Below are 11,009 nucleotides of genomic sequence, written 5' to 3'. Positions count from 1 at the left end.
CTTCCCACGGGCGTTCTCCATGTGGCGTGGATATCTGTTTCATGACCTCTAGCACGTCGCGGGCGGCGTTTCAAGCGCCCACGGCATTTTTCTTGCGAGCTTTGGCGTGACGCAAATTGCGCTTGTCCCAAGGCAAGGGGCAAGCGCCCCTAGTCGCCAAACTTGGCGAAAATCTCGCTAATCGTCAAAATAGAAATCTGCTTGCGCCGCCCGCGCCGCACCCTATGCTTTCGCCCTACCTCGGGGAGCCCCTGCGCTGGGCTGAGATGCGGAATGATCCGTGCACCCGTCGAACCTGAACCGGTTAAGACCGGCGGAGGGAAGGTATCCGGGCGTCCCCGGCCTGACCCCGCCCGTCAAGCCATTGGAGGATGCGATGCGACTTTCCCTGATGCTTGCGGGTTTCCTGTGTGCCACAGCCACGGCCTTTGTGGCGCGGGCGCAGGATAAACCCGTGCTGACAGTGCTGACCTACGACAGCTTCGTTGCCGAATGGGGCCCCGGCCCGATCATCGAAGAGGTGTTCGAGCGCGATTGCGGCTGCGATTTGCGGTTTGTCGGCGCGGGTGATGGCGCGGCGCTTCTGGCGCGGCTGATGCTTGAAGGCGCGCGGACCGAGGCCGATGTTGTGCTCGGGCTTGATACCAGCCTGACCGCCGCGGCCGCCGCCACCGGGCTTTTCGCCCCGCACGGCCTGCCGCCCGCTCCCGATCTGCCGCTGCCCTACGATGACCCGCTCTTCACCCCGTACGACTGGGGCTGGTTCGCCTTTGTTTATGACACCACCCGACTTTCCACCCCGCCTGCCGATTTCATCGCACTGGGGGCCTCCGGGGTGCAGATCGTCATTCAGGACCCCCGCTCCTCAACCCCCGGCCTCGGCCTCCTTCTGTGGGTCAAGGCCGCTTATGGCGACCGTGCAGCCGAGATCTGGGCGGGGCTGGCCGACAATATCGTGACCGTGACCCCTGGCTGGTCCGAAGCCTACGGCATGTTTCTGGCTGGCGAGGCGGACATGGTGCTGAGCTATACCACCTCGCCCGCCTACCATGTGATCGCCGAAGGCGACGTGACCAAGGAGGCAGCACCTTTCAGCGAGGGGCACTATGTGCAGATCGAGGTGGCGGGGCGGCTTGCGGCATCCGATCAGCCCGCGCTGGCCGATCGCTTCATGGCTTTCATCAGCAGCCCGGCATTTCAGGGCACGATCCCTGAAACAAACTGGATGTATCCCGCCACGACCTCGCCTTCCGGGCTGCCGCTGGCGTTCGACTGGCTGCTCTGGCCCGAGAAATCGCTGCTGATGTCGGCGGCAGAGGCACAGGCGGCGCGCGGCCCGGCGCTTGCAGAATGGCGCGCGGCACTGGCGCGCTGATGGCAAGGGCTTCGGCCATGGCGGTTCTGGCGCTGGTGCTTGGCACGCTGGCCGCCGTCGCATGGCGCGCGGGGGGGCTGGGCGCGCTCGACGCGACAGACCTTGCGGCGGCGCGCTTTACCGTCGCGCAGGCGCTTGTTTCCGCCACGCTTTCGGTGGCTTTCGCGGTGCCGGTGGCGCGTGCGCTCTACCGTCGCCGCTTTCGCGGGCGCGGCGCGCTGATCGCGCTGATGGGCGCGCCGTTCATTCTGCCTGCCGTGGTGGCAGTCATGGGCCTGCTCGCGGTCTTTGGCCGCGCCGGGGTGCTCAGCGATGCGCTTGCCGCACTCGGCCTGCCGCGGATCTCGATCTATGGCGCGCAGGGTGTGGTGCTGGCGCATGTGTTCTTCAACCTGCCGCTGGCAACGCGGCTGTTGTTGCACGGCTGGCAGGCGATCCCGTCCGAGAGGTTCCGGCTTGCCGCCTCGCTCGGCTTCACCCCGGCGCATACCCGCCGCCACATTGAAGCGCCGATGCTCCGCGCCACCTTGCCGGGGGCGTGGCTGGCGATCTTTCTCGTCTGCCTCACCTCCTTCGCGGTGGCGTTGACGCTGGGCGGCGGCCCCGCCGCCACTACTATCGAACTTGCCATCTATCAGGCCTTCCGCTTCGACTTCGACCTTGGTCGCGCGGCAAGCCTTGGGCTCTTGCAGGTGGCGCTTTGCACCGCGGCGCTTCTGGCGACTGCCCGCATCGCGCTGCCGCAGAGCTTTGGCGCGGGGCTTGACCGTGCCGCGGTGCTGCCCGCCCATCCGGGGCACTTGCTCAAGGTTCAGGATGCGGCGGCGATAGCGCTTGCCGCCGGCTTCCTCATCGTGCCGATGGCGGCGGTGCTTGGCCGTGGCCTGCCAGCGCTCGCTTCCCTTCCCGCCTCGGTCTGGCTTGCTGCGGGGCGCTCGCTCGGGGTGGCACTTGCAGCCACGGTGCTGACCCTGGCGCTGGCGCTGCCGCTGGCGCTGGCGGCGGCCAAGGCGCGGCACCGCGGTTTTGAATGGGCGGGTACGCTGCCGCTGGTGGCATCACCGCTGGTGCTTGGGACCGGTCTCTTCCTGCTGCTGCGCCCCCTTGCGGCACCCGCCAACCTTGCGCTGCCGGTAACGGTGCTGGTCAATGCGGCGTTGGCGCTGCCTTTCGCGTTGCGCAGCCTGCTGCCCGCCGCGCGCAATCTGCACGCCGATTATGACCGCCTCGCCACCTCGCTTTCGCTTGGCGGATTGGCGCGGCTGCGGCTGCTCTCGCTGCCGCGCCTGGCCCGCCCGCTTGGCTTTGCCGCTGGCCTGTCGGCGGCGCTTTCGATGGGCGACCTCGGGGTCATCGCGCTTTTCGCCGACCCGGCCAAGGCGACCTTGCCGCTGCAACTCTATGCGCTGATGGGGGCCTACCGCATGGCCGATGCCGCCGCCGCGGCAAGCCTGCTCATGGTGCTTTCCTTCGCGCTTTTCTGGCTGTTTGACCGGGCGGGGCAACATGCTGACACTTGAAAATCTCACCCTGACCCAGGATGATTTCCGCCTCACCGCCAATTTCAGCATTCCCACCGGCGCGCTGGTGGCGGTGATCGGACCTTCCGGTGCGGGCAAGTCCACGCTGCTTTCTGCGATTGCCGGGTTCTTTGCCCAAAGCGCGGGGCGCATCTTGTGGAACGGGCACGACCTTGCGGCGCTGCCCCCCGGGGCGCGGCCGCTCTCGATCCTGTTTCAGGACCAGAATCTTTTCCCGCACCTGACCGTGTCCGAAAACCTCGGGCTTGGCCTCAATCCGTCGCTGCGGCTCAGCGCCGCCGACCGTGCCGCCATCGATACCGCGCTTGCGCGCACCGGGCTTGTCGGCCTTGCGGGGCGCAAACCCGGCCAGCTTTCAGGCGGCCAGCAAAGCCGCGTGGCGCTGGCGCGTGTGCTGTTGCGCGCCCGGCCGCTCTTGCTGCTCGACGAACCCTTCGCGGCGCTCGGGCCAGCGCTCAAGGCCGAAATGCTGGCGCTCGTCGCCGAGATTGCGGCCGAACAGGGCACCACAGTGCTGATGGTCAGCCACGACCCCGCCGACGCCCGCGCCTTCGCGCCGCTGACGATTCTGGTGGCCGAGGGTCTGGCGCTGCCGCCGCAGCCGACCGCCGCGCTGCTCGACAGCCCGCCCCCGGCGCTCGCCCGGTATCTGGGCAAATAGAAAGGGCACCTCCGAGAAGGTGCCCTGTTTCTTCCTTGCGCAAATACCCCGGGGGTTCGGGGGCAGCGCCCCCGCCCCGCCGTCAGGCGGTCTTCTTGCCTTTGTGGGGTGCCCAGAGCTGCTTGTTGGAGAAGTAGAGAAGCACGCTCAACAGCGTCAGCATCAGCACCGCGATGAAGCCCGCCTGCTTGCGCGCGGCAAGCTTCGGTTCGGCAGCCCACATCAGGAAAGCCGAAATGTCTTCGGCGACCTGATGCGCGCTTGCCGGGGTGCCGTCGGCATAGGTCACCACATCGTCGGTGATCATCTGCGGCATCGCAATCCAGGTGCCGGCCACGGTTGAAACGCCTTTTGCATCCTTGCAGGCATCGGGCACGCCGCCCGCGGTGAAGGCGACGTTGTAGTAGCCTTCAGCGTCATCCGGGGCGCAGGCCGGGGCCTCTTCATAGCCGACCAGCACCGAATAGATGTATTCGGCCCCGCCCATGCCTTTCAGCAACTGGTTGATGCCAAGGCCGTAAGGGCCGTGAAACCCGGCGCGACCCTTGGCGATCACGCTGAGATCCGGGCCCATGCCGTCACCCGCCACCGTCGGGAACATGTCGGCGGGAATGCGCGGCCGCTCTTCGCCACTTTCCTTGTCGATGATGCTGAGCGTCGCGGCATAGTCGCGCAGTTGGTCAGCCGGAATCGCCGGGCCACCCTCGTCGCCCAACGACCGGATCGGCACATATTTCATGCCGTGGCAGGATGCGCAGACCTCGTTGAAGACCTGGAAGCCGCGGCGCAACTGTGCCTCGTCATAGGTGCCGAACGGGCCTTCAAAGCTGAAGGCCACGTCCACGATGCTGCCTTCGTGACCTTCAGCGCCCAAAGCGAAGGCCGCGCCGGTGCCAAGGGCCAGCGACGCGACTGCAGAGATAAACAGGTTTCTCATGATATCGGTCCTTTTCCTTACTCAGCCGGATGCGACTTGGCACCGTAGTGGGCGTTGAAATCTTCCTCGATCGTCGCCACCGGGGTCAGCGGTTTCTCGATCAGCCCCAGAACCGGCAGGATGACAAGGAAGTAGGCGAACCAGTAGGTGGAGGCGATCAGCGAGATATAGGCGTAGATGCCATCGGTCGATTGCGCGCCCGCCCAGGTCAGCACGACGAAATCAAGCACCAAGAGCCAGAACCACCATTTGAACATCGGGCGATAGCGGCCCGAGCGCACCTTGGAGGTATCAAGCCACGGTGCCAGCGCCAGCACGATCAACGAGCCGAACATCGCGATCACGCCAAAGAACTTGGCCCCGACCACGCCGAAGGTCACCCATTCGACCAGCATCACCACCCAGACATCCGAGGTGAAGGCGCGCAGGATCGCGTAGAACGGCAGGAAGTACCATTCCGGCACGATGTGGATCGGCGTCACCAGCGGGTTGCCGGGAATGTAGTTGTCGGGGTGGCCAAGGAAGTTGGGCATGAAGCCCACGACCGCGAAGAAAGCGACCAGAATCACCGCCAGCGCGAACAGGTCCTTGATCACGAAATAGGGCCAGAAGGGCAGCGTGTCCTTTTCGGCTTCGGCCTTCGAGGTGCGGCGCACCTCGACCCCGGTCGGGTTGCTGTTGCCGGTCGAGTGGAAGGCCCAGATGTGAATGGCGACCAGCGCCACCAGGATCATCGGCACGAGGTAGTGCAGGCTGAAGAAGCGGTTGAGAGTGGCGTTGTCAACCGACGGCCCGCCCAGAAGCCAGGTCTGGATCGCTTCGCCAATCCACGGGATCGCGCCGAAGAGGCCGGTGATGACCGTGGCCGCCCAGAACGACATCTGGCCCCAGGGCAAAACATAGCCAAGGAAGGCCGAGGCCATCATCGCCACATAGATCAGCATGCCGAGGATCCAGGTGACTTCGCGCGGGGCCTTGTAGCTGCCGTAGTAGAGGCCGCGGAAGATGTGGATATAGACGGCGAAGAAGAACAGCGAACCGCCGTTGGCATGGATATAGCGCAGCATGTGGCCGCCGTTCACGTTGCGCATGATATGCTCGACGCTGGCAAAGGCGAGGTCGACATGCGGCGTGAAGTGCATTGCCAGAACGATGCCGGTGACCAGTTGCAGCACCAGGCAGAACGCCAGAACGATGCCCCAGATCCACCACCAGTTGAGGTTTTTCGGGGTCGGGATCATCAGCGTGTCATAAGCCAGCGCGACGATCGGCAGACGTTTGTGAAGCCATTTCTCGATGCCCGTCCTGGGCTCGTAATGGTCGTGCGGAATACCAGACATGTGCCTTTTCTCCCTCAGCCCAAGAGGATGGTGGTTGCATCGGTGAAACGCGCCACCGGAATGTCGAGGTTGCGCGGCGCAGGCCCTTTGCGGATGCGCCCCGCGGTATCGTAGTGCGAACCGTGGCAGGGGCAGTACCAGCCGCCGAAGTCGCCCGCGGCATTGCCGACCGGCACACAGCCGAGGTGGGTGCAGACGCCGATCATCACCAGCCATTCGCCAGCTTCATCCATCGCGCGGTTTGCGTCGGAGGCATCGGCACCGGGCTTGTTGGCGTTTTGTGCCATTGCGTCGATTGCCAGATCTTCAAGCTTGGTGGCACGCGCCGCCTCGATCTCGCCAGCTGTCCGGCGGCGCACGAAAACCGGTTTGCCACGCCATTTCACGGTCAACTGAGTGCCGACTTCAACACCGCTCACATCGACATAGATCGCCGAAAGTGCCTGCACATCGGCCGAGGGGTTCATCTGGTCAACCAGCGGCCAGACCGCCGCGCCGGTTGCCACCAGACCGACACCCCCTGCTGCGTAATGGATAAAATCTCTGCGAGTGCCGATAACTTCTGCTTGGGACACGAGCTCTTCTCCCTTCCCGGGCCTTGGTTCAGGCCGATACGACTGGTTGGGCCGCGCTTTTGCAGCCTGCACCGGGCTTGTAGCAATCACATTTCCGCCAGTCCAGCAGACAATAGCGCGCAGCCAATGCGTATTTTGCGCCACAGCAAGGCCATAGCCGAAAAATCGGCCCGGGCGGGAGGTCTATTCGGGTGCCAGCATGTAGCCCGCGCCGCGCACGGTCTGAAGATAGCGCGGCTCGCGCGGGTCGGTTTCGATCTTGCGGCGCAGGCGGGTAATCTGCACGTCAACGGCGCGGTCTTGCGCGGTGCCGGGGTCGGCGCTTCGGTCGCGCCCCAACTCATCGATCAGCTCGGTGCGGCTTACCACCGCACCGGAACGGGCGGCGAAAATGCGCATCAGCGCGGCTTCGGTTGCGGTCAGCCGCACCAGAGCCTCGCCGCGCCACAACTCGCCGCGCTCCAGCTCGTAGCGCAGCGGCCCGAGCATCAGTTGCTTTGGCCCCTGCACAGCTGCCTGCGGTGCCCGCCGCAGAATCGCGCCGATCCGAAGCAGCAGCTCCTTCGGCTCGAAAGGCTTCGCCAGGTAGTCATCGGCCCCCGCTTCCAGCCCCTCGATCCGGTCGCGGGTTTCGCCGCGCGCGGTCAGCAGCATGATCGGCGTTGCCAGCTTGCGGCGCAGGTCACGGGTCAGGCTGATGCCGTCTTCGCCGGGCATCATCACATCGAGCACGATCAGACTGAATTCCAGCCCGGCAAGCAGCCTGCGGGCATGGCCGGCATCGCGCGCCGTGGTGACCAGATAACCGCTGCGCGCCAGAAACTTCTGCATCAGCCCACGGATGCGCTCGTCATCGTCAACGATCAGGATATGCGGTTGCACCTGCATCAGGCGCGGTCCCGCAGCATCAGGTACTGGCGGCGCAGGTCCGGGTCCATCATCGCTTCCAGCACCTGCCGGAAGCCCGCAACCGCCTGCGGCCCCGCCGCACGATAGGCGGCGCGCATCCGCACCCGCTGGGCCTCGCTCAGCTCGCGCTCCAGCGCCCCCCCCTTGTCGGTGAGGTAGAGGTGACGCTCGCGCTTGTCCTTGCGGCCAATGCGGCTTTCCACCAGCCCGTCATCGATCAGCGTGCGCAGCACCCGGTTGAGGCTTTGCTTCGTCACCCCAAGCACCGCAAGCAGGGTGCTGACCGTCAGCCCCGGCTGGCGGTGGACGAAATGCAGCGCGCGGTGATGTGCGCGGCCATAATCCATCCCTTCCAGAATCCGGTCAGGGTCTGCGGTGAAGCCGCGATAGGCAAAGAACATCGCTTCGATGCCCTTGCGCAACTGCTCGTCGGTAAGGAACAACAGCCCCTCGCCGCCAGCCGCGTTTGCTCCGGTCTCCGCCATCTGGCCCTCACTTTTGCCGGATTTTATGTCAGCCTTGTTGACTTTCCAAGAATCAATTGCTACCGAAATTCAGATTTCGCGCAAGATTATGTCCGAAACGGACGTATTTCGCGCAACATTTGCAAAAGGGGTGCGCCCCGAGGGAGGATGACATGGCAGGTGCCTATGACGACCGCGATGGCAAGATCTGGATGGATGGCAAGCTCCTTGATTGGCGCGACGCCAAGGTGCATGTGCTTACCCATGCCCTGCACTATGCCTCAAGCGTATTCGAGGGCGAACGTTGCTACAACGGCAAGATCTTCAAGTCGGCCGAGCATTCCGAGCGGCTGCTGAAGTCGGGCGAGCTTCTGGACATGCCGATACCCTACACGGTTGCCGAGATCGAAGCGGCGAAAACCGCCACGCTCGCCGCCAACGGCCTGAAGGATGCCTATGTGCGCCCGCTGGCCTGGCGCGGTTCGGGTGAGGACATGGGGGTTGCCGCCAAGCGCAACCCGGTGCATCTGGCCATCGCGGTCTGGACCTGGGGTGCCTATTACGGCGACGCCAAGATGAAGGGTGCCAAGCTCGACATCTCCAGATGGAAACGCCCCAGCCCGGAAACCATTCCGCATGCCGCCAAGGCCGCAGGTCTTTACATGATCTGCACCATGTCCAAGCACGCCGCCGAGGCCAAGGGCTGTTCCGATGCGATGATGTTCGACTATCGCGGCTATGTTGCCGAGGCGACCGGGGCGAACATTTTCTTTGTGAAAGATGGCGAGGTGCATACGCCCTACCCGGACGCGATTCTGAACGGCATTACCCGGCAGACCGTCATCGGCATGCTGCGCGCCAAGGGAATTACCGTGAACGAACGCTTCATCAAGGCCGATGAGCTTGAGGGTTTCGAGCAGTGCTTCCTGACCGGCACCGCCGCCGAGGTAACGCCGGTTGGCCAGATTGGCGGCTACATGTTCGAGGTGGGCGCACTGACCCGCGAAATTGCCACCGACTACGAAAAACTGGTACGGGCCTGAGCCACGTTTGCGTAGCTGAAAGCACCGCCCGGACCGCAAGGCCCGGGCGTTCCGCCTACTCGCGTTGCTTCAGCGTGAACCCCCGGCCGTGGCGAGGCGTTTGCGCGCGGTCAGATCGGCGATCATCATGGCCAGCCCTGCCTCAAAGCCGACCTCGGGCTCCCAGCCCAACAGCGCCTTGGCGCGGCTGATGTCGGGGCAGCGGCGGCGCGGATCGTCGCGCGCGGCGGGCACATCGATCAGCACCGAGCGGCTGCCGCTGAGCCGGATCACCGCCTCGGCCGCCGCGCGGATCGTGCGTTCGTCCGGGTTGCCGAGGTTCACCGGAATGCCCCGCGCCGCCTCGCACGCCGCCAGCGCCATCAACCCGCGCACCATGTCATCGACATGGCAGAAAGACCGGGTCTGCCGCCCGCTCCCTTCCAGCCGCAGCGGCGCATCCACCAGCGCCGCCTCGATGAATTCCGGCAGCGCCCGCCCGTCACCTAACGCCATCCCCGGTCCGTAGGTGTTGAAAATCCGCGCCACCCGAACATCCAGCCCCTGCGTGCGCCCCAGATCATAAAGCAGCACCTCGGCCGCCCGCTTGCCCTCGTCATAGCAGGCGCGCGGCCCTTGCAGCGACACATTGCCGGCGTAGCTTTCGACCTGTGGGTGCACGTCGGGGTCGCCGTAAACCTCGCTGGTAGAGGCCTGCACCAGCCGCGCCCCAACCGCCAGCGCCGCCAGCGCCAGCGCATGGGTTCCAAGGACCGAGCTGCGCCAGGTTCGCACCGGGTCGGCCTGATAGGCGCGCGGTGAGGCCGGGCAGGCAAGGTTGAACACCACATCCGCCGCGCCGCCGGGCAATTCGGTCAGCGCCGCAATGTCGGCTACAACAATTTCGGCACCGTCGAGCCCCGCGGCCTGCCCGGTGGACAGATCGTCCACCACCCGCACCCGCGCGCCCGCCGCCAACAGCGCTGGCACCAGCGAACAGCCAATGAAGCCCGCGCCACCGGCGACCACAACCCGAAGGCCAGACCAGGTGCTGGTCATGCCATCTCGCGAATGCGCTGACCGGCCCAATCCATTTCCGTCTCGAAGGTCATTTCCGCCACCAGCGCCTGTCCCGCCGAAGCAATGTCACGCGCGGCAGCGTCATTCTGGCGAGCCCAATCCAGCTTTTCGGCCAGGTCTGAAAGGTCCGCCCGCACCGGCACGAAATGCTCGAAAGGGCGCAGCCTGTCATAAAACCACTGCCGGTAGCCAAACTGGCTCTCGACCTTCAGCACGCAGCACCCAAGCATCATCCGGTGCATAAGATTATCCCATGTGTTGGTGTAGCCGTCGATATCGAGCGCAAATTTCATTCCGCCCCAATCGGTGCTGTTCACCCGGTCGCGCGAAAAACCTGCGTGCGCAAGCAACCGCTGGTCGGCATTGTCGCGCACCGCCACAAAGCCAAAATCCAGCCCCAGATCGCGGGCGACATGCGCGGCCCGGATGCGCTGCACCAGCGCCGGGTGATCGCGAAACTCCGGCGCAAAGTTCCTGTAGCCCTGGCCATTTGCCCCGCCGCGCCAGACCAGTCGGTCAGACCGCTCGGCCCAGGGCCGAGCCGCCTGCTTGGCCACCTCGCGGAACTCGGCAAAGCCGCGAGAATAGATGAAATATGGATCCGGCAGCGGAACCACGCCGCCTGGAGCGGCGGAAAAGGCAAAGCGCGCGCCGCTCGGCAGATCGCCGTCAGAAAGGTTGACCGATATCGATACACCTTCGGCCAGCCGCGCCAGATGCAGCGCGGCGCCCAAATGGGCTTTCACGCAGCCGCGCGCCTGCAACGGTGTAGGCTCGGGTCGACCAAAAGCGGTCGGATGCACCTTCGCAAGCGCGCGCCCCGCGGTGACCAGAACAATGACGTCATTCGGCGCTACCGGTTCATCCGAAACCTCGACCGCGGGCCAGAGCGCATCTGGCCCGATCCGGCGCATCCCGCGCCTTGCCCACTGGCCAAATTTGAATTTGAGGAAATGGGTCCGCATGAAAACCTCCGTCGGCCTCTTGTCCCAAGACCAAAGGCCGACGGCAAGGCGGAAAACCACCGCTTGAGAAGAAACCGACGATGCCGGCAATTCTGCCGGTGCTCGGCCTCAGACAGGCTTCAACGGCGCGGCGGAAGGCC

11 protein-coding genes and 1 riboswitch are annotated in these 11,009 nt (G+C 65.1%); of the genes, 4 read left to right on the top strand and 7 right to left on the bottom strand.

From position 1 onward, the window contains the following. The first annotated feature begins 231 nt into the window (after positions 1-231). Positions 232-339: riboswitch (TPP riboswitch) on the top strand. 37 nt (positions 340-376) lie between these two features. Genes thiB through Q8J98_RS01885 form a run of 3 tightly spaced genes read left to right on the top strand, consistent with a single transcriptional unit; the run spans position 377 to position 3,577 of the window. Then, positions 377-1,375, top strand: coding sequence for a thiamine ABC transporter substrate binding subunit (gene thiB / locus Q8J98_RS01895; protein ID WP_305292904.1), 999 nt, complete (start codon positions 377-379; stop codon positions 1,373-1,375). Then, positions 1,351-2,895, top strand: coding sequence for a thiamine/thiamine pyrophosphate ABC transporter permease ThiP (locus tag Q8J98_RS01890; protein WP_305292903.1), 1,545 nt, complete (start codon positions 1,351-1,353; stop codon positions 2,893-2,895). The genes thiB and Q8J98_RS01890 overlap by 25 nt, the downstream gene beginning before the upstream one ends. Continuing rightward, positions 2,882-3,577 carry an ATP-binding cassette domain-containing protein gene (locus Q8J98_RS01885; protein ID WP_305292902.1) on the top strand — a complete coding sequence of 232 codons (696 nt, stop codon included), beginning with the start codon at positions 2,882-2,884 and terminating at the stop codon, positions 3,575-3,577. Before Q8J98_RS01890 ends, Q8J98_RS01885 begins: the two co-directional genes overlap by 14 nt. 82 nt (positions 3,578-3,659) lie before the next feature. Here Q8J98_RS01885 and Q8J98_RS01880 read toward each other — a convergent pair whose 3' ends face one another. The 5 genes from Q8J98_RS01880 to Q8J98_RS01860 form a co-directional block, all read right to left on the bottom strand. Further along, entirely contained in the window at positions 3,660-4,514 is an 855-nt protein-coding gene (locus Q8J98_RS01880; protein WP_305292901.1) for a cytochrome c1, read from the bottom strand. A 17-nt stretch (positions 4,515-4,531) separates the two neighbouring features. Then, the gene (gene petB / locus Q8J98_RS01875; RefSeq protein ID WP_305292900.1) at positions 4,532-5,854 is read right to left on the bottom strand and encodes a cytochrome b; all 1,323 of its coding nucleotides are present in this window, start codon (positions 5,852-5,854) and stop codon (positions 4,532-4,534) included. 14 nt (positions 5,855-5,868) lie between these two features. After that, complete coding sequence (petA, locus tag Q8J98_RS01870; protein WP_305292899.1) at positions 5,869-6,429, bottom strand: ubiquinol-cytochrome c reductase iron-sulfur subunit; 561 nt, start codon at positions 6,427-6,429, stop codon at positions 5,869-5,871. 183 nt (positions 6,430-6,612) lie between these two features. Beyond that, on the bottom strand, positions 6,613-7,317 hold the full coding sequence (locus Q8J98_RS01865) for a response regulator (RefSeq protein ID WP_305292898.1): 705 nt from the start codon (positions 7,315-7,317) through the stop codon (positions 6,613-6,615). After that, a complete protein-coding gene (locus tag Q8J98_RS01860; protein ID WP_305292897.1) occupies positions 7,317-7,823 on the bottom strand; it encodes a MarR family winged helix-turn-helix transcriptional regulator in 507 nt (168 codons plus the stop codon). Before Q8J98_RS01860 ends, Q8J98_RS01865 begins: the two co-directional genes overlap by 1 nt. A 152-nt stretch (positions 7,824-7,975) precedes the next feature. On the opposite strand from Q8J98_RS01860, the gene Q8J98_RS01855 reads away from it, so the two are divergent. Continuing rightward, positions 7,976-8,845 (top strand): branched-chain amino acid aminotransferase, encoded by an 870-nt coding sequence (locus tag Q8J98_RS01855; protein ID WP_305292896.1) that lies wholly within the window; start codon positions 7,976-7,978, stop codon positions 8,843-8,845. 69 nt (positions 8,846-8,914) lie between these two features. Here Q8J98_RS01855 and Q8J98_RS01850 read toward each other — a convergent pair whose 3' ends face one another. Both Q8J98_RS01850 and Q8J98_RS01845 read right to left on the bottom strand, forming a co-directional pair. Beyond that, positions 8,915-9,883: an NAD-dependent epimerase/dehydratase family protein gene (locus Q8J98_RS01850; RefSeq protein WP_305292895.1), complete on the bottom strand. Its 969-nt coding sequence runs from the start codon at positions 9,881-9,883 to the stop codon at positions 8,915-8,917. Next, positions 9,880-10,869, bottom strand: coding sequence for a glycosyl transferase family 90 (locus Q8J98_RS01845; protein WP_305292894.1), 990 nt, complete (start codon positions 10,867-10,869; stop codon positions 9,880-9,882). The genes Q8J98_RS01850 and Q8J98_RS01845 overlap by 4 nt, the downstream gene beginning before the upstream one ends. Positions 10,870-11,009: the final 140 nt, after the last annotated feature.

Origin of the sequence: Phaeovulum sp., assembly GCF_030684035.1 — a bacterium.
Lineage (GTDB): Bacteria > Pseudomonadota > Alphaproteobacteria > Rhodobacterales > Rhodobacteraceae > UBA6213.
Note: the sequence above shows the minus strand (reverse complement) of the source record. Positions and strands in the feature narration are given on the sequence as shown.